The 20,731-nt window shown below is 62.8% G+C and carries 29 protein-coding genes and 1 tRNA gene; 15 read left to right on the top strand and 15 right to left on the bottom strand.

Annotated elements, in window-relative coordinates; genetic code table 11:
- Nucleotides 1-188 precede the first annotated feature (188 nt).
- Complete coding sequence (locus tag LC066_RS20255) at nt 189-1,370, bottom strand: DUF6538 domain-containing protein (protein ID WP_224903049.1); 1,182 nt, start codon at nt 1,368-1,370, stop codon at nt 189-191.
- Nucleotides 1,371-1,624: 254 nt separating this feature from the next.
- Between LC066_RS20255 and LC066_RS20260 the strand changes: the two genes are divergently transcribed.
- The 8 genes from LC066_RS20260 (at nt 1,625) to LC066_RS20295 (ending at nt 7,281) form a co-directional block, all read left to right on the top strand.
- Nucleotides 1,625-2,815 carry a tyrosine-type recombinase/integrase gene (locus tag LC066_RS20260; RefSeq protein WP_224903051.1) on the top strand — a complete coding sequence of 397 codons (1,191 nt, stop codon included), beginning with the start codon at nt 1,625-1,627 and terminating at the stop codon, nt 2,813-2,815.
- A 3-nt stretch (nt 2,816-2,818) separates the two neighbouring features.
- Nucleotides 2,819-3,808: a hypothetical protein gene (locus LC066_RS20265; protein ID WP_224903053.1), complete on the top strand. Its 990-nt coding sequence runs from the start codon at nt 2,819-2,821 to the stop codon at nt 3,806-3,808.
- A 175-nt stretch (nt 3,809-3,983) separates the two neighbouring features.
- Nucleotides 3,984-4,178 (top strand): helix-turn-helix transcriptional regulator, encoded by a 195-nt coding sequence (locus LC066_RS20270; RefSeq protein WP_224903055.1) that lies wholly within the window; start codon nt 3,984-3,986, stop codon nt 4,176-4,178.
- Nucleotides 4,179-4,285: 107 nt separating this feature from the next.
- The gene (locus tag LC066_RS20275; RefSeq protein ID WP_224903057.1) at nt 4,286-4,597 is read left to right on the top strand and encodes a hypothetical protein; all 312 of its coding nucleotides are present in this window, start codon (nt 4,286-4,288) and stop codon (nt 4,595-4,597) included.
- A gap of 284 nt (nt 4,598-4,881) precedes the next feature.
- A complete protein-coding gene (locus LC066_RS20280) occupies nt 4,882-5,415 on the top strand; it encodes a helix-turn-helix domain-containing protein (RefSeq protein WP_224903060.1) in 534 nt (177 codons plus the stop codon).
- Nucleotides 5,416-5,785: 370 nt separating this feature from the next.
- The gene (locus tag LC066_RS20285) at nt 5,786-6,703 is read left to right on the top strand and encodes a helix-turn-helix domain-containing protein (protein WP_224903063.1); all 918 of its coding nucleotides are present in this window, start codon (nt 5,786-5,788) and stop codon (nt 6,701-6,703) included.
- A gap of 198 nt (nt 6,704-6,901) precedes the next feature.
- A complete protein-coding gene (locus LC066_RS21585; protein ID WP_224903064.1) occupies nt 6,902-7,045 on the top strand; it encodes a terminase small subunit in 144 nt (47 codons plus the stop codon).
- Nucleotides 7,042-7,281, top strand: coding sequence for a hypothetical protein (locus tag LC066_RS20295; protein WP_224903067.1), 240 nt, complete (start codon nt 7,042-7,044; stop codon nt 7,279-7,281). Before LC066_RS21585 ends, LC066_RS20295 begins: the two co-directional genes overlap by 4 nt.
- A 126-nt stretch (nt 7,282-7,407) precedes the next feature.
- On the opposite strand, the gene LC066_RS20300 is transcribed toward LC066_RS20295, so the two are convergent.
- Nucleotides 7,408-7,839, bottom strand: coding sequence for a Rap1a/Tai family immunity protein (locus LC066_RS20300; protein WP_224903070.1), 432 nt, complete (start codon nt 7,837-7,839; stop codon nt 7,408-7,410).
- 312 nt (nt 7,840-8,151) lie between these two features.
- Nucleotides 8,152-8,388 carry a helix-turn-helix domain-containing protein gene (locus LC066_RS20305; protein ID WP_224903072.1) on the bottom strand — a complete coding sequence of 79 codons (237 nt, stop codon included), beginning with the start codon at nt 8,386-8,388 and terminating at the stop codon, nt 8,152-8,154.
- Between the two features lie 173 nt (nt 8,389-8,561).
- Between LC066_RS20305 and LC066_RS20310 the strand changes: the two genes are divergently transcribed.
- The 3 genes from LC066_RS20310 to LC066_RS20320 are packed head-to-tail and all read left to right on the top strand — an operon-like array spanning nt 8,562 to nt 9,348.
- On the top strand, nt 8,562-8,729 hold the full coding sequence (locus tag LC066_RS20310) for a hypothetical protein (RefSeq protein WP_224903075.1): 168 nt from the start codon (nt 8,562-8,564) through the stop codon (nt 8,727-8,729).
- On the top strand, nt 8,726-9,025 hold the full coding sequence (locus tag LC066_RS20315) for a hypothetical protein (protein WP_224903078.1): 300 nt from the start codon (nt 8,726-8,728) through the stop codon (nt 9,023-9,025). Before LC066_RS20310 ends, LC066_RS20315 begins: the two co-directional genes overlap by 4 nt.
- Entirely contained in the window at nt 9,022-9,348 is a 327-nt protein-coding gene (locus LC066_RS20320) for a hypothetical protein (protein ID WP_224903081.1), read from the top strand. The genes LC066_RS20315 and LC066_RS20320 overlap by 4 nt, the downstream gene beginning before the upstream one ends.
- Before the next feature lie 82 nt (nt 9,349-9,430).
- Here the strand turns inward: LC066_RS20320 and LC066_RS20325 are convergent, their stop codons facing one another.
- Both LC066_RS20325 and LC066_RS20330 read right to left on the bottom strand, forming a co-directional pair.
- The gene (locus LC066_RS20325; protein ID WP_224903084.1) at nt 9,431-9,721 is read right to left on the bottom strand and encodes a HigA family addiction module antitoxin; all 291 of its coding nucleotides are present in this window, start codon (nt 9,719-9,721) and stop codon (nt 9,431-9,433) included.
- Between the two features lie 12 nt (nt 9,722-9,733).
- On the bottom strand, nt 9,734-10,015 hold the full coding sequence (locus LC066_RS20330) for a type II toxin-antitoxin system RelE/ParE family toxin (protein ID WP_224903087.1): 282 nt from the start codon (nt 10,013-10,015) through the stop codon (nt 9,734-9,736).
- Between the two features lie 436 nt (nt 10,016-10,451).
- On the opposite strand from LC066_RS20330, the gene LC066_RS20335 reads away from it, so the two are divergent.
- The 4 genes from LC066_RS20335 to LC066_RS20350 all read left to right on the top strand — a co-directional run bounded on the left by LC066_RS20335 (nt 10,452) and on the right by LC066_RS20350 (nt 14,984).
- On the top strand, nt 10,452-10,640 hold the full coding sequence (locus tag LC066_RS20335) for a helix-turn-helix domain-containing protein (protein ID WP_224903090.1): 189 nt from the start codon (nt 10,452-10,454) through the stop codon (nt 10,638-10,640).
- A gap of 163 nt (nt 10,641-10,803) precedes the next feature.
- Nucleotides 10,804-11,010, top strand: coding sequence for a hypothetical protein (locus tag LC066_RS20340; RefSeq protein WP_224903093.1), 207 nt, complete (start codon nt 10,804-10,806; stop codon nt 11,008-11,010).
- Nucleotides 11,011-11,025: 15 nt separating this feature from the next.
- Nucleotides 11,026-12,423, top strand: a complete 1,398-nt coding sequence (locus LC066_RS20345; protein WP_224903096.1) for a hypothetical protein — start codon at nt 11,026-11,028, stop codon at nt 12,421-12,423.
- Complete coding sequence (locus LC066_RS20350; protein WP_224903098.1) at nt 12,423-14,984, top strand: hypothetical protein; 2,562 nt, start codon at nt 12,423-12,425, stop codon at nt 14,982-14,984. The genes LC066_RS20345 and LC066_RS20350 overlap by 1 nt, the downstream gene beginning before the upstream one ends.
- 504 nt (nt 14,985-15,488) lie before the next feature.
- Here LC066_RS20350 and LC066_RS20355 read toward each other — a convergent pair.
- From LC066_RS20355 to LC066_RS20400, 10 genes are all read right to left on the bottom strand, one after another.
- Nucleotides 15,489-15,752 (bottom strand): hypothetical protein, encoded by a 264-nt coding sequence (locus LC066_RS20355; protein WP_224903101.1) that lies wholly within the window; start codon nt 15,750-15,752, stop codon nt 15,489-15,491.
- Between the two features lie 225 nt (nt 15,753-15,977).
- Nucleotides 15,978-16,052: transfer RNA gene (locus tag LC066_RS20360), tRNA-Phe, on the bottom strand.
- Between the two features lie 141 nt (nt 16,053-16,193).
- Entirely contained in the window at nt 16,194-16,394 is a 201-nt protein-coding gene (locus tag LC066_RS20365) for a DNA gyrase inhibitor YacG (RefSeq protein WP_224903104.1), read from the bottom strand.
- A complete protein-coding gene (locus tag LC066_RS20370; RefSeq protein WP_224903107.1) occupies nt 16,375-17,484 on the bottom strand; it encodes a ribonuclease E/G in 1,110 nt (369 codons plus the stop codon). Before LC066_RS20370 ends, LC066_RS20365 begins: the two co-directional genes overlap by 20 nt.
- On the bottom strand, nt 17,481-18,068 hold the full coding sequence (locus LC066_RS20375; RefSeq protein ID WP_224903110.1) for a Maf family protein: 588 nt from the start codon (nt 18,066-18,068) through the stop codon (nt 17,481-17,483). The genes LC066_RS20370 and LC066_RS20375 overlap by 4 nt, the downstream gene beginning before the upstream one ends.
- A 48-nt stretch (nt 18,069-18,116) precedes the next feature.
- Nucleotides 18,117-18,335 carry a translation initiation factor IF-1 gene (infA, locus tag LC066_RS20380; protein ID WP_010137880.1) on the bottom strand — a complete coding sequence of 73 codons (219 nt, stop codon included), beginning with the start codon at nt 18,333-18,335 and terminating at the stop codon, nt 18,117-18,119.
- 89 nt (nt 18,336-18,424) lie between these two features.
- Nucleotides 18,425-19,300 carry a carbon-nitrogen hydrolase family protein gene (locus tag LC066_RS20385; RefSeq protein WP_224903113.1) on the bottom strand — a complete coding sequence of 292 codons (876 nt, stop codon included), beginning with the start codon at nt 19,298-19,300 and terminating at the stop codon, nt 18,425-18,427.
- The gene (locus LC066_RS20390) at nt 19,297-19,875 is read right to left on the bottom strand and encodes a GNAT family N-acetyltransferase (RefSeq protein ID WP_224903116.1); all 579 of its coding nucleotides are present in this window, start codon (nt 19,873-19,875) and stop codon (nt 19,297-19,299) included. Before LC066_RS20390 ends, LC066_RS20385 begins: the two co-directional genes overlap by 4 nt.
- Entirely contained in the window at nt 19,872-20,270 is a 399-nt protein-coding gene (locus tag LC066_RS20395; RefSeq protein WP_224903118.1) for a ketosteroid isomerase-related protein, read from the bottom strand. Before LC066_RS20395 ends, LC066_RS20390 begins: the two co-directional genes overlap by 4 nt.
- Nucleotides 20,267-20,728, bottom strand: coding sequence for a low molecular weight phosphatase family protein (locus LC066_RS20400; protein WP_224903121.1), 462 nt, complete (start codon nt 20,726-20,728; stop codon nt 20,267-20,269). The genes LC066_RS20395 and LC066_RS20400 overlap by 4 nt, the downstream gene beginning before the upstream one ends.
- Nucleotides 20,729-20,731: the final 3 nt, after the last annotated feature.

Below are 20,731 nucleotides of genomic sequence, written 5' to 3' on the forward strand. Positions count from 1 at the left end.
TGGTGCCTGTTGACGGCAGGAGGTCCAACGCGATAGCCCTTGTTTTGCTGACGCGAACCATCGCCGAGGTGCCTGTAGCGGGAACAGAACGAGGCAAGACCTCCGCCCCCGGGCACCATTAAACTCCGGTAACCCATTGGTTTCGCTTCAGCTTCTCGCTTGTGCCAGGAGCCGTAGACCATGTCGGCTCACGTGACGGCTTTCAGCCACTTCCTCAGAACCTCAGTTGGGTAGCCTCGCCCATAGGCATGGCCCACACCATCGGTCTGCCAGCCGCCGATCTGATCAACGATGTCAGCTGGACATTCGACCGCCCGGAGCCGATCCCGCATGGCATGACGGAAGCCGTGCATCGTGGTCCCCTTAGGCGTGTAGTCTTTCATCCATTTGTTTAGCGCTGCACTCGCTGAATTTGCGTTCGTGGTCTCGCCACTGTTGTACCTTGGGAAGGCATAGACGCTGTCGATCGAGGAAGCGAGGACCCGCTCCGCAGCCCATGCCGCCGCACCTACCAAGGGCACGTCCCTTTCGCTGCCCTTCGTCTTCAAGCGGCGCCAAGGGTGAGGTCGCACTCTCGCAACAAGCTCACCGTCCTCTGATCGACAGATGTCCTCCTTGAGCAGCCCTGCAGCCTCGGCAAGGCGCATCCCGGTGTCCGAGACCAATGCAACGAGCCACCGAAGCTCATCATCGACGTCGCGACACTTGGCCTGCACAAGAGCAAGTTCCTTCGTCGAGACGGGGGCACGTTCAGCGACGCCAGCTTCCCGGTCGTAATAGATCCGCGTGAATGGGTTGCGATAGTCCAGACCCAGCTCGCTTGCGGCGAAGTTAGTGACAGACCGGACAGTCCCCAAGACGCGCGTGATCGAACTCCCTGCCAACTTTCGCTCGACCAGAGCGTCCCTGAAGCGGTTCGCGTCGGCCTTGCTGTAGGCATCAATGGGCAAGTCCCCGCAGACGTCGATGACGTAGCCGCAAGACCTCTCCGCAGCCCTCTTGAAGGTGTCTGGGCGCCCTGCCCCTTTTAGCTTGATGTAAAGAGCGACAGCTTCCGAAAGGCACACGTCCTGCGCTTCAGACTCCACGTCCTGTCGTGGCGGCGCAGCCGTCGTGTCGCCTCCGCTACGCAGCAGATGCGCACCGGGCAGTGGCATGAGCTGTGTCCGAAGATGATACCAATACTGGTCGAGCTGATCTGCCGCCTTCCTCGCGCGGGCTTCAGCGACCCGTTCACTGCGGGTTCTGAGCGAATAACAAATACGAGAAGCAGAGTAATGCGACCTCAAAGCAGAGGGCACACGGCGGCTGAAGTAGAACACTCCGGCCTTGCGAAAGGTGAACGTGGGGGAGGAAATGGTCTCCGACATGGTCTACGGCTCCTGGCACAAGCGAGAAGCTGAAGCGAAACCAATGGGTTACCGGAGTTTAATGGTGCCCGGGGGCGGCAGCGAACACATCGATATATGGATCTCACACGAAATCAGGCACACTCACAAATTCCAACAGCACCTTAAAAATATAGATCAATAGCAATCAGGGGCTATCAAGGCAGCTCGGGAAATACTACATATCGGGGTGGATTGAGAGGGGGACTGAATACGCCCCGCCTGGAGCCCAAGTGATGCCAGCCATGAACCGCCTAAGTGCCCGCGCCCTTCCCAGCCTGCCTCCAGGCAAGCATGCTGACGGCGCCGGCTTGTGGTTCGTGAAACGAGAGGACGGCGGAGCGCAATGGGTTCTCCGCGTCACCGTTCATGGTCGGCGCCGAGAAATGGGGCTCGGGGCCTATCCCGCTGTCTCGCTGGCAGATGCACGGCGCAAGGCCGATGAAGCGCGCGCGCAGGTGCGAGAAAATCTGGACCCGATCAAGGAGCGCGAGCGGGCCCGGCGCGAAGCATCCAGCAAGCTCCACATTTTGAGCGACGTGGCGGCGGATGCCTTCGAGAGCCGCAAAGCCGAGCTGAAGGGTGACGGCAAGGCTGGCCGCTGGTTCAGCCCTTTGGAACTTCACATACTGCCCAAGCTTGGCAAGGTGCCGGTTTCGGATCTGGACCAGAAGGATATCCGCGATTGCCTTGCGCCAATCTGGCACACGAAAGCCGACACGGCGCGGAAAGCGATGAACCGGCTAGCGATCTGCATGAAGCACGCCGCGGCTCTAGGTCTGGACGTAGACCTGCAAGCGACAGACAAGGCCCGAGCTCTCCTCGGGAAGCAGCGCCATGAAGTCGAGAATATCCCCGCAATGCACTGGCAGGATGTCCCGGGCTTCTATGAGAGCCTTAGCGACGGCACCGTGACGCATCTGGCCCTCCGCCTTCTAATACTGACCGGAGTGCGCTCCCTCCCCCTTCGCTTCGTGCATGAGAGCCAGCTGGAGGGGGAAATCTGGACGGTACCTAGAGAAGCCATGAAAGGTCGCAAGGGCATGACCAGCGATTTCAGGGTCCCTCTGGTTCCTGAGGCTATGGCGGTCATTGAGGAAGCCCGGCGCCACTCACGCGACGGCTACCTGTTCCCAAGCATCCGAAAAGGGGTGATTTCGGACGCCACCATGTCACGGCTGATGGAACGGCGCGGCATGGTGGAACGGCCGCATGGCTTCCGCTCATCTCTACGAGATTGGCTGGCTGAGGCGACGGACGCCCCACACGAGGTGGCAGAGGCCTGCCTGGGGCACCGGACTGACGGCGCCGTGGTTCGAGCCTACCGGCGAACAGACTTCCTAGAGCAAAGGCGCGTTCTCATGGGGCGCTGGGCGAAACATGTGACCGGTCAGTCCGGAGTTCTGCTAAAAGCGGTTGGGGTATGACGAATGACCGAGAGCATTGAGAATGCAGCAAGGAAATGTCTCGTAACAGGCATCCAGATTCTTGCGCCGGACTCTCCGGTCGCAAGGCTTTATCGCGGCGACCTCGAGGGCCGCGACGATGAGAAGGCCGGTCCATGGTACGTCAAGGTCTGCACCAGAACCGGATACTTGCCGGAAACAAGCTTTGTTGCAGCTTTCCCGGATGAGCAGAGGGCCACTGAATTTGCCAACTTGTACCCCTTGGGCTCTGAAGTGCCCGAAGACGAAGGGGCTTTTACGCTCTTCGCGCGCGAGATGGAGCGCGAAGACTTTGTGCGGCAAGCGATGGGCGGTGACGTTTTGTTTTCGCGCTTTCTCACTGTCGGCGATGAAGACCTGGGGCTTCCCTGGTCGATCTTGGCCGCATCCAGTGTGACGGACGAAGTCGGCCTTCACCCTTCTCAACTGGTACTCGACTCTCTTGGAGAGCAGAGAATTCAAGAACTCCAACTGCAGTTCGGCGAGAATTGGGAGGGTGCCGCGGCATATGAGTACTGCTGGGTGAATCTTCCTCACACTTCTCCGGTCTACATCGCAGCAGCCTGTAGGTACCACTACTTCATAACGGGTGAGGACTTCTCGGCGGGCTACCTTCTCCGTGACTTGGAGGTCCTGGAGGCCGGAATTGAGATCGAAGCAAGCAATGCCATCGCAAGACGCAGGAAGGCTGGAGCGAAGGGAAGCGAAAGCTCCTCCCGCTCCAGAAAGGAAAGGAGGGCCAAGCTGATGGACGCACTCGAAAAAGTTGCTTCAGAAAACCCTGCTATTGCACCGCTACTTGGCCCCAAAGGACTGCTGGCCGCCGCCTTGCCAACGGCGAAATCCGCCGACCCAGCGCTCTGGACGCAGGGAGAAGGACAAGCGAAAGACTACCTTGACGAGATCCGTCGCGGCGAAGCGGGCAGATCACTAAAGGAGCGCTATCATCAACTCTTCCCCGCCAAAACCGCATAGGCGGTTAAGGTATCGGGTCTAGTTTCGCTTAGGCAACTCAGATGCCGTCAAGCAGCCGCCCAGCCACTTGGACAGCAGCAAGCGAACCGCATAAGCTATTGATTTTAAATATTAACAAAGCGCGGAGGTATCTTCATGCTTCACCTCGTATCAACAAGCATACGAGCCGAGAGCCATGAAAATCACCGACCCTCTTCTGAACGTCCGAGAATCCGCCGCGCTTCTGCAAGTCAGTGTGCCGACGTTTCATCGTCGCGTCGCTGACGGCACGATCCCGAAGCCCCTCAAGCTCGGCGCACTGTCGCGCTGGCCTCAGTCGGAAATCCTTCAGGTCATCGAGAACGCAAAGGCGGCACGAGCTGCCGCCTAACAAAACCGCCACCCCGAGGGGCGGCGGCGGGACTTTGTTTTCGGCGCTTGGATGCCTGAGAACAATAGCCGAACGCCCTTCGTGTTTCAACAGACACGAGGCCGAGCATGGCACAGAAACGTTGGGCGAGAGCCCCCTACGAATTCACCGACGAACAAGGCCAGGTCCAGACCGTAATCCTGCATGGGCGTGTCCGGTGGGCAATTGAGGAGCTGCGCAAGGCGGGGTCCGCCGGCCGCACCGGCAGAGAGGCCCTGGGGCCGCGCTGGGCCGCCTATGTTCACACCGCCAAGAACGTCCACGGCATCCCCATTTACGACACCTGGGAATCCCACGAGGGCGAACACCCGGGGCGACACAAGCGCTGGTGGCTGGGCTGCGATATCCGCCCTATCCCCCAGCAGGAGGCCGCAGAATGATGGCGCTCCGCATTGCCCGCTTTCGCCACCGCCATGGCTTGAGCAAAGCCGCGGCGGTACTCTTGGCCGCTCTCATCTACGGGGATGCTGATTGATGGCGCCCCTCAGCCCTCCCTGCCCTTCGACCAGGCGGACCGTCACGCGGCCCGGCCCTTCGTTGCCTCTCTGCTGCCCGTCGCGGGCGGCCCGAAACCCCAACGAAACAGGCGTGCATTGGAGGTCCATGCCGCTGAGGCGAAGCTGCCCTTGCCGCAGATCGAAGGGGAAGCGCATGACCGAGCACGATGGAAACGCCGAGCCACGGCGCCCTAAGAAATGGAGGGCTGGCGATGGGGCGTGACAAGCGAAATGAGGAGAAGGTCGAGCACTTTACGAAGATGGTGCGCCCCCTGATGCAGTCAGAAGCATGGCGCGCACTGTCGACCACAGCCCAAGCCCTCTATCCTTGGATCAAGTTCGAGTGGCGCGGCCCCAAGGCGAACAACAACGGCAAGCTGAGCCTCTCGGTCAGGCAGGCTGCGGAGTGTCTGGGCGTTAACCGAAAGACGGCCGCGCGCGCATTCCACGACCTCCAAGCGAAGGGTTTTCTCGTGCAAACCCACCCCGGTTGCCTAGGTGTTGGCGGCGAAGCTAGGTCGCCGACATACGAGGTGACCGAGCTTGCCTTGGCTGGTCACACGACCGGACGTCGCCTGTATCGAGACTGGGTGAATGGCCACGACTTCCCGGTAAAGACCATCCCATCGAACAATCCAGGCGGTCGAAATGGCAGGGCGCCAGCCGCCAATGTGGTTCCCATCAAAGGCGGAAACCGGTGACTGAAAAAGGAAAACCCCGTCATCCTTTTGGGGACGGTCCTGTCATACTTTTGGGGACGGCAACGGCCGCCCCTGTCATCCTTTTGGGGACGCCCTGTCATACTTTTGGGGACGGAAACGGCACTTTTCGACACCTTCCCTGTCATACTTTTGGGGACATCCTTAATCTACCAGGGGGTACAGGAACTTGCATCCAGACCTCTCCCAAGCCCGGAGGCTGTTCGGCGCCCGGAGAACGCTCGAGGAAGTGCCACCCGAACGCTGAACACCGCCACCTTTCCGCAAGTGGTCTGGCCTTCACCCGCATCTCCACCCAGCCGCGCTCGGCGCGAGTAGAAGAGCAGTGGCTCGTATGAAGGATAGTTCATCCATGTTGGACACCGAGAAGCTCCGTCGGCTCCAATCCCTGATGGCCAGGGGGGCCACCGAAGGAGAGAGAAGCGCAGCGCGGGGGCGGGCAGAGATGCTGGCCCAGCGCGCCGGGCTCTCACTAAGTGACGCCCTGTCCAAACTGGACGAGCAACCCGCCGCGAAGCCCAAGGGAATGTTCGATGGCTTCGATGATTGGATGGAGGCGAAGGAGCCAGGCTGGAAGGCTCGCAGTGCAGTCGAGAGAGCCCAGCGCGAAGCCGCACGCCTGAACCGGTGTGAGGAGCTTCTACGTGAATTCGGCTCTGAAGAGGCAGTATTTGCCGAGACGGCTGAAGAGGCGGCGCTTCGGAAGGCCTTGGCGCCCCTCGCGGACAAGACGAAGGGTTTCTCTGGGTTCGATGGCTGGGTCAGCGGCCGGCCAACGGAGGCCATGTGGAAGGCTATGGGTGCCGCCCTGCCGTTCCCGGAGACCGTACAAGGTGCTCTCGATGAGCTGAGGGGCCTGGAAGGGCTCACTGATGCCCGCTGTGCGTTCTTCCCGGATTATTCCGAGGGAGACCACGTCTACGCCCGCATATGCGCCCTCACGGCGCTTCTGGACGGCATGTCGGATCCAACGGAGGCCGGAATAAGGACGCGCTTGAAGTGGATTGCTGACATTGCGCACAGCGAGATCGCCCGCGACCCCGGTTACGACCAGGAACTTGCTGCGACATTACAGGCAGATTTCGAGCTGTTCACCCGATCGCGCGGGAAAAACACGCGGCGCGCCAGCAGAGCAGAGCGGCAAACGGAAATCGTGTCCATGTTGCGCGCTCACCCTGACCTCCCGGACCGCGAGATAGCGCGGCGCATCGGATGCAGCCCTCAGACAGTAGGGAACTGGCGCCGGCGCCTTGCGAAGGGGCATTCGTGAGACGGCAAATCAGCTCGAGCTGACCCGTGCCTCAATCTGATACGCGGGCCGTTTCCCAACTCGGTCAGGCTCAGTCGAAACGTTGCGCGACCAGTACGCGCGCACGCGCGCGAGACTGAGTTACCAATACGCGCGCGCGAGGCGGGAAGATTTTTCGGAAGTCTGTACGCGACCAATTCGCGCGCGCGAGGCGACACCTTGGAGGCGGCAATCCGGGCCGGATACAGCGAAAAGACAGCGCATTCCCAAGGCCCGCGCCTGTTGGAGAATGTTGACATCGATTCAGCGATTGCGGTGGCGGAAGCCGTAGGCTCAGAGCAGACCGGAAGGACATGGGAATGACAGCAGGACACGTTGAGATCGCATCGGGCATCATCAGTTCGCAAGAGCATCACAGCGCCCAAGGCAAGCAAATGCTGTTCAAGCACATCGGGGAGCGCTGGTTCTTCGTGGATGCGGTGGAGGCAGATGGGGGCCGCGTGTCGCTCTGGGATGGGCCCGCCTATGAAGCGGCAATCTTCGAGGCCGAGGTCTGCGCCCGCGAAGGTTGGGGGCCGGTGTTGGATCTGGTCCTCTGAGACTTCGCCGCCGGCCGGAGCGGTCCTGGACCCTAAGATGACCCTAAGACCCTGAGGTTACCCTGAGGTTCGCCCGAAGGCGAATGGGGTGGTGTCGGGCCCCATACCTAGGCGAGGTGGGGCGCTCTAGCTGCAGGGGAAAGCCTCCATCAGCGCATTCCAGATCAAGCCCCTTGCAGGGAAATGTCTGCTCTCAGGGTGGTCAGATAGGTATCGAACGACGATATCCCGAAGCTGCTCATTCGTCGCGTCGCTGGGGATGCAGTGCGCCAGAAAGGCGTTGATGGCACTATTGCTCTCATCTGTCGTCTGACCGGGCATGAGGCGCTGAATCACGATGAACGCACCAAAGCTCTCCCCTTCGATCGCTCCGAGAACGAAGCCTACGCAAAAGCCAAGCTCGACGCCACTCTCTGAACGGCAAGCTGAATAAAGCGAGTTGCCAGATACCTGTTGTGCTTTCGACGGGTGCGGATACCAAGCGAACGCCAAAGCTAGAATGGCGGCGAGGCCAATGCCTCTCCTGGACTGGCAGGCCCCGACGCTTCGTGTTGACATTCAGTCACCCTCTGAAGTGCATTGGACGGTCAGCGCGCCACTCCCGTCTCTCGACGGCGCGCAAAAGGTTACAGATCCCGTCTCTGTGTTGACGATGTAGACGCCTGGGCCGCCACCTTGCGCAACGGCCGTGAACGCTGCGCGGTCATCTGCGCCGCTCACGGCAGGCGTCATGAGCATGGTTGCTGAAGCGATTGCCAACAGTCGCAATGTCGTTCTCCCCTTATCAAGTTTGATGCATTCAACCTGCGCGCAGATGTCGGCTCAGGCAATAGGGAGACACGCGAGGAGCGTAGCGCCTTGGGCAGCGACCTAGTCTCGCGACGCCGCAATCAGAGCAATGCCCGGACCCTCTGAGGTCTCGCCAGGAGAGAGGAACTGCACGCCTCTGGCTTCGAGCGTCATCTGAACGAGCTTCACAGTCGATGGCTTGCCCTCGCCTCGGTCCACCTTGTTCAGGGTGTTGCGATGCAATCCAGTCAGCCCCGCAAGTTCAGGGTTACTCATCCCAAGCGCAGCTTTAGCCATTTTGAATTGCTCTGATGTCACGTCGCTTCCTTTCGTGTGCTACCGGCATATTTAATGTGTTGACAGAACAGCCTGACAGACCCATAAATATGCCAATAGCACACGCCAACAGGCGGCGCTATTCAAATTCAAAGCACCAAGTTCCCGCTTCAAGAGCCTGGGGAACGTCATCTCAAGAACAGGAAGGAAAGGCTATGCCGACCAATACCCCGCCCATCGCGCGTGAACCGCGTGGCGAACTCCATGACTGTATCGCCTTGGCTTTGGACGCGATCTGCGCTCCGAGCCCGAGCGAGCGGAACCTGATCGAAGCCCGGGGCTACCTGCGGGCTGCCATCAGCCGGATCGGGGGTGCAGCATGAAGCGCCGCTCCTTCATCGCCTCCGCTACGGCGCTCGCCTTCGCCCCTATCGCGTCCAAGTCGGCTGAGCCGAGCGTCACTGACCAGATCCAGCACCATGCCGACGAGCTGGTGCGCCTCCTGTCCGAGAGCGCCCCCGAGGGCATCAATGATGTTCAGCAAGTGGTCATCACCCCGGCATTCCTGATCGCGTCTGCTTTCCCTGGGGTGGCTGATCTGCGGTCCTGGCAGGAAGGCGATATGACCGCGAACTATCGCCATGGTCGTGGTTGGAAAACCGAAGGGGGTGCAGCATGAAGCGCCGCGAGTTTTTCGCCGCCAGCGCGGCCCTTGCTCTGGCCCCCGTCGCGGCGCCGGCCGTCGAAGTCCAGAACATTCCCGAAGACTGGGCACGGGACGAACTGAACACGAAGCTGGCCTATCACATCGAGGCGATCCGCGAGGCGCTTCTGGAGCACGCACCCGACGGCGTGACCAGCATGCAAGGCATCCAGCTGCGTTGGATCGACGGGAAGCCGACCGGCGTCTGGGCGACGGGCCGCGAGGGTCTCGGGGCACTGCAGAACTACCGCCCTGAGAGCGGGTGGCGCCAGAAATCAGCGGTCCTGCTCCCCGTGTAACGCAAGTCCCGGCGGCAAACGTATAAGCCTGAGACCACCCCCGACCGAACTCCGGCCGGGGGTGGATTGTTTCTGGGTGAGGTTAGGCGGCTTGCAGGGGCCTGATGCCCGAGACGTCCACTTGATCGCGATTGGAGATCAGATCGAAGTTCTTCTGCATGTTGAGCCAGTAGTCAGGCGTGGTGCTGAAGAACTTGGCAAGCCGAAGGGCGGTGTCCACGGACATGGAAACGTCCAGCTTGCACAGTCGCTCGATGCGGGTGCGCGGCACCCCTAGGCGCTTTGCAAGGGCGATGGGGCTCATCTCGAGCGGGTCAAGATACAGTTCGCGCAGGATCTCACCGGGGTGAACCGCAACTTTCATCATGGTCATGTTCGGCTCCTTTCAGTGGTAGTCGATAATCTCAACGTCTTCTGGACCAGTCGAGGTCCACACAAAGCAGATGCGCCACTGGCCATTGATCCGGACGGAGTGCTGTCCAAGCCGGTTCCCGGCAAGTTGCTCAAGGTGATTTCCAGGCGGAAACCGAAGGTCCTCCAGCTCGTGCGCGGCATCCAGGGCGGCCATCATGGCATTGGTCCGATTAACCAGGTCAGCTGGAAACCCCTTGCCGTACTTCCCTTCTAAGGCGCGTTTGGCAAGCTTGCCCTTGGTGCTTTGTATCATGGAGTGATACGTATCACGTTGAGATACATGCAGTCAACCGATCATTGACCCGTCGCGCCGACAAGTTCTGTCAAATTTCGACCTCGAACGACGACAAGCGCCGCGCGGTGATGACGCTGCTTGAGGATGAGGAGTGGACCCAGTGGTCGGACCGCCAGTGCCGTGTTTCTGCCCCGCTTGTCGCGACCGTTCGGGCTTCCGTCACTGTAAATTCTTACAGTGAGCCACGCACATATAAGACCAAGCATGGCACTGAAGCCAGGATGAACACCGCCAATATCGGCAGAAACGCAATCGGTGGCAAGACCCCCAAAACCTGAGTGATACACAGGGCTTCACCAAGCGCTGAGGCCGAAACAGCAAAGCAATCGCTCGCTCACAGTTCGGCGCCGCCACGTCCGCCCACCGGAACCACCAAAGCCATTGAGGAAAACCCATGACCACCCCCGCTACCTTCCGCCCCGCCGATTCCCCCAAGGTCGTCGGGATCTCGCGCGCCACGCTCTACCGCTGGGAGAAAGCTGGTCACATCAAGCTCTATCGCCAAGGCGGGATGACCTTCGCCAAAACCGCAGAGGTGGTCGATTTCATCACCGGCGATTGTACAGAGGCGGGCCCGACCTGAGCGTTGCCTTCGCTCGCGTACAGACTGCAAAAAAACCTTCCCGCTTGGCTTAATTGTCCCAGGTCGAGCCCGGCAAAGCCGCCCCAGGCGAGAACATTTGGGGCCAAATAGGGAATATAGACAGAACATGTTGTGGGAAATCTGCTCGTTTTAGCCTACACTGGTGCTGACTTTCATCGTCAGACTTGGATTGCAGGCAATGACCGACAAACACCCAGATTGCGAACGCCGTTCCGGCGAAGAAGCCCGCCAATCAGGCGGCGCCTCCCCCTTGTTCCCCGAGCTCTTCCAGCGGGGCTGGCGGGAGTTCCTGCGGTGGGAACAGATGATGCAGGCGCCGTTTGATCCGCGCACTGACCGCATCCACTAAGGGAGGGCTCTAACCATGGCAGACCTGAACCCGAGCATCATCCTCGCCGGCCAGCCGGTCAACGCGCTGAATGCGCTGTCGGGCGGCATCCAGACCGCGGGGCAGGCGAACGACGTCCGGCACACGTCGAACTACCGCAACACGCTGGCGCAGTACGGCGCGGGCGCCATCGGAGGCGACCAGGGGTCGATCAACGCGTTGGCAGGCTTCGACCCCGGCGCGGCGCTGGGCATCCAGCAGACCCGGCAGCAGATGGACATTCTCGACGCCCAGGAGCGCAGGGCAGCGGCCAAGTATGCCGCCAGCCTTTCGGCGGCACGTCGCAGCGCCGTAGCACAGGAGGTCGAGGGCGCTGTGAAGGTGGGGCTTGGCCTTCAAGACAAGGACGCCTGGGACGCCTTCATGGGCGAGAACCAACCCGATCTCGTCGGCCAGTTCGAGAATCGCCAGGCTCTGGCGAACCGCTACATGAGCGTCGCGGATATCCTGAGGAACAGCAGGGAACCCGACCCCATCGTCATCAACGGCCAGCTGGTCAACCCGCGCACCTCGGAAATCCTCGGGGACTACCGAGACGACGCCGAGCCGGTGTCCCCGGACTATGTCGAAATGAACGGTCAGCTGGTGGATCGCAACGCCCGGGGCGGCCCTGCCGTGGTGCCGGTGCAGGGCCTCCAGCCGGAGCCCATCAAACAGACGGAAGCCGACCGAGAACTGGCCCGGATGGAGAGTATCGGCATTCCGCGTGACGTAGCCATCCGGATCAAGGAGGGCGTGTACCGGGTCGTAACCGACCCGCTTACCCGAGAGACCTCGGTCATGGACCTGTCGAGCGGAAAGACCATTCTCGACGCGACGCACAGCGCGAACATAGGTCCTTCGCCTTCAGGTCAGGTCAGCAACCAGACTGCTCCCGCTCTCTCGTTCGGGCCTGATGTCTCAGGCGATGCGGGGCAATCCTTCGGTGTCGAGGGCTTCGCCAAAGCGGGTATCAATGCGCTGGGAGATGCGGTGGGGCTTGGCCCAGCCTACCCGGATGTGCAGGAAACCCAATCCGACTTCATGGTCCTGCGCGAAACCTTGCTGAACGACGTAGCTGGGGCCTATGACCGGCAGCCGCCGGGCTGGCTTATGGAGAACATCCGGGATCTGACCCCGGAGCCCGGGCGCCCCCTGCAAGGCGCGAGTGGGGCGCAGTCGAAGTTGCGGGCTCTGAAGCGGAACTTCGAGAGCGAGCTGAACATCGCCCAGCAGCAGGCCGGTCGCCGTCTCTCGCCAACACAGCGTCAAGACCTTGAGACCCGCATCATCGGCTTGGAGGCGACCATTCGCCGGGTGGACGGCGCACTGGCGCGCTTCGGCAGTGACCAGCAGCAACGCACATCGAATGGCATCACCTGGAGCATTGAGTAATGGCCACCCTGAACATCGACGGTCAGCGCGTCACCGTTTCGGATGACTTCTTGTCTCTCACCCCCGAAGAGCAGAACCGTACCGTCGAGGAAATCGCGTCGCAGTTGGGCCCGCGCCAATCGGCCGTGACCGGCTCGATGTCCCAGGTGAACCGCGGCATTGCCGACGCGGCCGGCGGTATCGTGGACTTTCTCAACCCCTTTGATAAGCCCCACGCCCTCAATCCCTTCAAGGAGGGAACCGGCTCCGCTCAGGACGGTATTGCCGGGCTCATGGAAGGGGCTGGCATCCAGGTTGCGGAAGGTGAGCCGGCGAACGTCACAGAGGCTTTCCTGCGCGGCACCGGGGAGGCGGCAGGCGCGATGCTTCCCGCCACCAAGGGGCTGCAAGCACTGAGCCGTGCCCCAGGGCTGGTCGGACGACTGGCCGCAGACTCCGCGCAAGCGATCGGCTCTGTGTCGGGCGTCGCCTCAGAGGCGCTGGCGGGTGGCGCCGCGCGAAGCGGGGAGAAGCTGGCTGAAGAAGCTGGCGCCCCGGAATGGGCGCAGCAGACGGCAGGCGTCCTGGCCGGGGGCGCTGTGCTTCCCGCCACGATTGCCGCGCCGAAGTTGCTGCCCAGCGTCGCCGGGGGCAAGCGCGTCGTCGGGGCGATCAAACGTGCCGTGGCTCCCCATACGGAGGGCGGAGGCCGTGAAATCGCGGCGCGGCGCTTGCAGAGCCTTGCGGGCGGAGAGGAGCGCGCAGGCCAGCTTGCGCGCCGCATCACCCCGGAGAACGAATTGGGGCTGACTCCGGCCCAGCAGACCGAAGACCCCAGCTTTATCGGCCTCGAGCGTCTGGCCGCCGATCAAGACCCGGCCCTAAGGGCGCGGCTCGATACCCGGGCGCAAGCCAGTCAGGACACGGCGCGGGGTGCTGTGGGGGCTATGGGCGGCGACGAGGCAGAGGCCGCCCGTTTCTTTGAGCAGCGGCGCGCTGCCTTCTCGGAGCGCCTGTCGCGCAGGGCCAATGAAGCGCTCGCAGCGGCCGAACGGCAGATTGCGGCGCTTGGCCCGGCCCGGTCGGAAAGTGAAAATGGCCTCATCGCCCGCCGCGCCATAGATCAGGCGCTCGATCGAGAACTCCTCCAGGAGCGAGCCTTGTGGGAGGCCGTCCCGAAGGAGGCGATGGTGCCCACGGCGCGCACCCGGGAGGCCATCCAGCAGGTAAACGCCAATCTGCCCTACGCCCAGCGGAACGACATGCCTCGCGCCGCCCGCGAGGTGATCGAGGCCGAAGGTGTCTATGGCAGTGAAGCGTCGGTGCGTGACCTGCACGGGCTCTATTCCGAGCTCCGCAGGGTTGCGCGCTCCGCGATGGCCGGAAACGACCAGAACAAGAACGCCGCGCGCATCGCCAACGAGGTGGCCGATGCGGTCCTCAAGGATCTGGGGGCGGCAGATGGGTCCACCCTGGCCGGCCGACGCATCAATGAGGCCCGTGCCTTCTCCGCCGCTCTTCACGAGAGATTCGACCGTGGTGCGGTGGGCCGCCTCTTGAAACGCAGCCTGGACGGTGACGCGTCCGTTGACCCGGAGCTTTCCCTACGTCGGACGGTCGGTCGCGCAGGGCCAGAAGGTGCTGTCGGCGCTCGGCAGATTGAGGCCGCGACTGGCTCACGCGCCTCGGGGGCCATCCAGGATTTCATCCGGGATCGGTTCACTCGGTCCGCGACAGGGCCCGACGGGGAATTCACCCGTAGCTCCGCTGGGCGCTTCATCCGCGACAACCGTGAGCTGCTGGCCTTGTACCCCGAGTTGCGCGGGGAGATTGAAAATGCCGTGCGGAACCGCGAGACTGCCGGTGCTCTGGCCGAGCGGGTAACTCGCAGGCTGGGAGCTCTTCGGCAGAGTTCAGCCTCTGGACAGGCGGTGATAGATGGGCAGACGGTCAAGGCGGTGCTCTCCGCGAGGTCTCCGGCGCGCGAGGCACACAAGCTTGCCAGCGAGGCCCGCAAAGACTCGACGGGGCAGGCTTTGGCTGGCCTTAAGGCTGCTTTTGCAAATCACCTGATCGGCGGCGCCTCTGGAGTAAGGGCCGGCCGCGAGACCTTCTCCGGTGACGCGCTCCTGAAACTGATGAGCGACAGCAGGACGGCCGCGGCTCTGCCCCGGATCTTCTCTAAGGAAGAAATCGGGCGCCTGCGCCGGATCGGTCACGAGTTGGCGAAACTCGACGCGGGCGCGGCTGGGATCGGGGCCAGCCTATCCGGAGAGAGGCCGGCGCGCGTCATCGAGTATCTGGCTCGCGTTGTGGCTGCTCGGCACGGCGCGCAACTTGGTGGCGGTGGCGGTGCCAGCTTGCAGACGGCTCAAATGGCCTCGGCTCGAGTAAAGGAGCTTCTGGCCTCACTTGTATCTGACAAGGCGTCTGAAATCCTCGCACGCGCGGTGGAAGACCCTGAACTCTTCAAGGATCTGCTGCTCCACACGCAAAGCCCCAAGTTGGAGCAACGTCTGTTGCCCAGGCTTGCACCCTACCTGCTTGGGACAAGCTCGGCCCTCGGAGCGGAAACCGACTGACAGCAAACGAAAGCACCGGGGTCCGGGTTGATGAGCTTTCGGCGACTGGGGCGGCTCAGCTAACCATGCCGCATGGCGCGAGGTTCCTTCCTCGTGGAAGCTCGATTTGACCGCAATAAAGCCTTGATCCCATATTATCGAGCTTGCCAGATGAGCAATCGGGTCCGGCGATAGCAAGAAGACAGCCGCCCCAGCAGGGCAGCCGCATGTTGATAAATGTTAAGGTGGCGGAGGCCATCTCGACCCTATCGAGGGCCTGTGCAACTTCCTCGATATCAGCCGCCGGACCTGGGACAATTACGCCAAGCGGGAAGATTTTTTCCCAGTCTGCACGCGAGTGGAGCAACCAACCGTCGATTGCGTCATCTTCACCACGCGCCGCTCGACCAGGCGTCACCCAGGAGAACCTCAGATCGAAAAGGCGATTGTCGCTTCTCCAAGTCTCCGTCGCAGAGCTCCGGCTGGGGCAGGACCCGCCCTCAGCCCGAGACCTTTCCGGCCGCCTCAGTAAGCTTCCCGGATCTCAACGATGCGAACTGGCAAGCAGACGAAGCCGCGGTCATTTCGCTTCGGCGCTGGCAGGCCGAGTTCCTTGCAGCGGGCAATGACCCTGGCAGCCGCGCTACCAGCAAGACCCTCAGTTGCTGAACTGTTCTCGCAGCGCAGGCACATGGGGATCCGCCATTCCTCTGCGTAGGGCAGCGTCCCCTCCAGGGCTGGCCGGTCGCACAGAGGGCACAGCACAATATCACCGTCATTCATGTTCATGAGAATCTCCTTTCCTGCTCTCGCAGCTCAGCATGACAGAGGAGAAAAGCGTTCCCGATGCACAGGAGGCTATGATGAAGATGGGAAGCGAGCTTGGGGCGGCACCATGCGGACCGACGCCCCTTGATAGCCCCTAGCGCCCCGCAAAGAGGTGGATAAAAAGGGGGATTGGAAATCCAGAAATCCCGGTAACAGACGAAAAACAAACGACTATTTCCGGAAAAATGGTGCCCGGGGGCGGAATCGAACCACCGACACGAGGATTTTCAATCCACTGCTCTACCCCTGAGCTACCCGGGCACGGGAACGGCGTTTGCCGTTGGGTGGAGGCGTTCTAGGCGAGGGGCGCGGGAGTGTCCAGAGGGTTTTTGCAAAAAGATGCAGCCCCCTTGCGACACACCCCAGACCGCCGCGCGCCGGCGTCCAACGCCTCGGAACCGTTCAGGAAAACCGCTGTGTTTTCATAGCCTTCTCGACCTCTTCCTCGACCGCGTCGATGGCCGCCTCGATGTCTTCGGGGTTGGTCGAGGGCACGGCATAGCTGCCGTTCATCCAGCGCGCCAGATCGCGGTCCGCGCAGCGGCGCGAGCAGAAGGGGCGGTAGTCAGGATCGGTCTTTCCGTTACAGATCGGACAGGTCATCGGCATAGCTTTCCGCAAAATGGTCCAGCGGAAGCCGGGCGCGTTTCCGCTGCAGTTCGTAGTTGCCCAGGGGCGACCAGCCGGCAAGGACGGTATCCACCGGATCGCTCTTGAAGGCCGCGCGCAGGACGCTCTCGAACTGGCGGCGGTCCTTCTTCCCCATGGGGGCGAGGTCCAGGTAGATGATGCCGCCCAGTCCCCGTACGCGCAGGATGCGGGGCAGCTCGCGGGCGGCGGCCAGGTTGGCCTTGAACCCGGCTGCGGGGCTATTGTCGCCGCCGGTGTTCACATCGACGCAGACCGCCGCGCGCGTGGCCTCGACGAAGACACGTCCGCCACCCGGCAGGGACAGGCCCGACCACATCGGTGCGGCCAACTCCAGCACCCCGGCCAGTTCGAAGGCGCTCTGGCGCTCCTTCGCGGGCAGCGCAGCGCCGTCCAGCACGTCGCCCATCTCCCAGTCGCGCAGGGCGAGATCATGGGCGGACGGGCCGTCGAGCAGCAGCTCGGCCTCCGCCCCTTCATCCGTCAGCACCTGTTCGGCCAGATCGGCCATCGCGCGGATGTCCTCGGCCACGGCCTCGGGATCGGCCTCGGCGCAGACCGAACGCAGGATCAGCCCTGCACCCCGTGCGGCCACCGGATGCTCGGCGAAACATTCATGCGCCAGCACCTGCAGCTCGTCGCGCAGGTCATCGTCCTTGATGGAACGCGAGATGTTCATCCCCGGCGCGCCGGGGGTGACGATGGCATAGCGGCTCTTGAACAGGATCTTGGCGGTGACCGGCAGGGCCTTGCCCGGCTCGGGGTAGCCGGTGACCTGCACCAGCATCACGTCGCCCGGGGCGATGCCCTTCACCTGACGCAGGAAGGCGGCGCCGTCGGGGGTGGTCACGAACATGCCCCCCTGCCCTTTCACGGGACGATCGGCCACGGCGCGGTAGATCGTGCCGGGGGCCACCTGGGCGGGATGATCCACCAGCAGGTCCATCAGCCGACCATCCTCGATCAGGGCGGCCATTTCCACGGTTTCCTCGCCCTCGGGCGTGGGGAACACCCGGGTGTCGAGAACGATCTGACGGCCCTTCATGCGACGGCCTCCCTGTCCTGCCACAGCGGCCATCCGGCAGCCATCAGCAGCGTGGCGGTTTCGGCCAGGGGCAGGCCCATGACCGCGGAATAGGAGCCCTGAAGCCAAGGAACGAAGGCGCCCGCAGGCCCCTGAATCCCATAGCCCCCGGCCTTGCCCTGCCAGTCGCCGGTGGCGAGATAGCCGTTCACCTCCGCGTCAGAGAGGTGCTTCATCTTCACCGCCGTCACCACGTCGCGTTGCCAAAGCTGATCGCCCCGCTTCACCGCAAGCGCGGTGACGACACGGTGGCGCCGGCCCGACATGGCGTAGAGGAACGCGGCCGCCTCGCCCGCATCGGCAGGCTTGCCCAGAATGCGGCGACCGAGGGCCACGGTGGTATCGGCCACCAGCACGATCTCGTCGTCGGCGGCGGGCACGGCCTGTGCCTTTTCCCGGGCCATGCGCTGACAATAGGGGCGCGGCAGCTCGGCCCGGAGGGGCGTTTCATCGATGTCGGGGGGGCGGATGTCGTCGGGAACGACCCCCAGCTGGGCCAGAAGCTCCAGCCGCCGGGGGCTGCCCGATCCGAGGACGAGTTTCAAGTCAGGCCCTCTTGTTTGGGACGTGCGCCGCGCAAATCGCGCGCGGCGTCACTTGAAGCGGTAGTTGATCCGACCCTTGGTCAGATCGTAGGGGGTCATTTCGACCTGCACCTTGTCGCCAGCCAGAACGCGGATGCGGTTCTTGCGCATCTTGCCTGCCGTATGTGCGATGATTTCATGGCCGTTCTCGAGCTCGACCCGGAATGTCGCATTGGGCAGGAGTTCCTTCACGACGCCGGGGAATTCGAGAATGTCTTCCTTGGCCATGTGGTCTCCTGTTTTCAGTAAGGGACGCGCGAAGAGCGCGACCGTGTCGCGTAAATGGGCGCAGATCGGCAGAAATTCAAGGAAATAATCTACCTCAGCGGACAGGATTCGACGGAATCCTCGCCCGCCTGCTCATCCCAGTGGGCCAGATTGCGGACGCGGCCCGAATTTCGCACATGGCGCACGGCCTCCAGGTCCACCTCGGCATAGGTCCAGCCGGGCTGGTTCAACACCCCTTCGGCCAGGACGCCCGTCGGCGGGAAGCCTTCGTCGGGCGGGCCGAAGATGCCGCCCATGCCCACGCTGACATCCACCGCATCCAGCGCGGGGAAGTCACCGATGATCGAGGACATAACCGCAACGCATTGATTTTCAAGGGCCCGCGCCATGGCGCCGATGCGCACGCGCCAGTAGCCTTCCAGCGCGTCAGTGGCCGAGGGCACCAGCAGGAGCTCCGCCGCGCGCTGTGCGCGGGCCTGCAGGGGGAACTCGCTGTCATAGCAGATGTTGATCGCGATCTTGCCCAGGGCGGTGTCGAAAACCTTCAGCGGGCCGGTGCCGGCGACCTGCCAGGGGTCGCGCTCCCACAGGGTCATCACGACCTTGTCCTGGAACCCGGTCTGCCCCGTGGGCGTGTGCAGATGCGCGCGATTCACGATGGATCCGTCGGAGCGGATCACCGGGCCGGAGGCGCCAAGGATGTGGACGCCATGCCGCGCGCAAAGATCGCGGTGCAGCTGGTTGGCCTCTTCCATCACCTCTGACACCTGCCGGGTCGCCCGCGCCAGATCGGCACAGACCGCCTCGCCTCCCAGGGTCGCCAGTTCCATGGCGCCATATTCGGGGAAGACCAGCAGATCGGCCCCCTGCCCTGCGGCCTCACCCACCCAGTGGGTCAGCTTGGCCTCGTAATCGGCCCAGGTTTCGAACCGCGTCAGCGGATAGGCGGCGGCGGCGATCTTCATAGGCTCTTCATCCAGAATTGCAGCGGGTGGGAGGTCTGCGCGTCGTCACCGATGTCCTTCCAGCGGAAGTGCGCGACGACGCCGGGCAGCGGTTCATAGCCGCGCTTGCGCCAGAACCCGTCCAGCGGGCGATAGCCCGCAGGGCGCGCCGGGTGATCCTCTGGCCGCTGCACGCCGCAAAAGGCGGAATAGCGGCGACCCAGGCTGCGGGCATGGGCCTCGCGCGCGTCGAAGAAGGCATGCCCCAGTCCACGGCCCCGGTAGTCCGGCAGCAGCACCGACTCGGCGCAATAGAAGATCTGGTTCAGCGGTTCCGGCCGGTCGGCGAAGGCGGCAGAGAAGTCGTCGGCATGCGCCTCCATCGCCATGCCGGTGGCGACGCCGACGATCCGGCCCGCGTCGATGGCGGCCACGACCACGGCGCTGTCGGCCTGATACTCGGTCAGGTAGCGCCGTTCATAGGCCAGGTCGCCGTCATAGAGATAGGGCCAGGCGCGGAAGACCTCGATGCGCAGCCGGGCCACGTCATCCAACGCGGCCTCCAGCGCCTCCCCTGTCAAGACCTCGACCCTCATGCGGAGACCTGGGCCACCCAGTCCGCGAGGTTGTAATAGGTCGTCACGCGGCAGATCAGACCCTCTTCGTCCACGTCGAAGAAGCTGCCGGCGGGCAGACGGTAGGTCTGGCCCTTGGCCTCGGGCAGTCCCTCATCGGTGGCCAGGTAGGTGCCGTTGACCACGAATTCGGCTGCCATGCGGCGCCCGCCCTCGGCCTGAAACAGCACCATGTCGGTCAGCTGTTCCTTGTAGCAGCGGGTCATATGGGCGTTGAACTCGGCAAAGAGCGCCTTGCCGGTGCGCACCTGACCTTCGTTCACATGGTGGCGGACATCCTCGGACAGGCAGTCGAGCATGGCATCGGTATCGCCCGCGTTGAAGGCATCGAAATAGCGCTGGAGTATCTGGGTCATGCGGCCTCTGTAGGGGGACCGAAACGGTCCTTCAGCTTCGAGATGATCTGGTCCCGGCTCTGCCGGTAGGCATTCAGCTTCTGCTCGCGCGTCTCGCCGATGCCCGTGGGATCCATGATCGGCCAGTACTCGACGTCAAGATGAAAATAGCGCGTCAGCTCCAGCGCGGATCGCTGGCTGGCGGGCGACAGGGCCACCACAAGGTCGAACGACGACAGGTCATCGCCCCAATCCTGCATCTCCTCGAAGGACCGGGAGCGATGGCGTGACAGCTCCACCCCCAGTTCCTGGCATACGGCGATGGCGAAGCCGTCGATCTCAAGATCGTTCTTCACCCCCACCGATTGCACGTAGATATCCATGCCGTAGAGCTTCTTCATGATGCCCTCGGCCATGGGGGAACGGACCGCGTTGTGGTCGCAGCAGAACAATACCGATTGCGGACGTTCCGCTGGCAAGGG

The organism is Pseudooceanicola marinus (genome assembly GCF_020177265.1).
GTDB lineage: Bacteria > Pseudomonadota > Alphaproteobacteria > Rhodobacterales > Rhodobacteraceae > Pseudooceanicola > Pseudooceanicola marinus_A.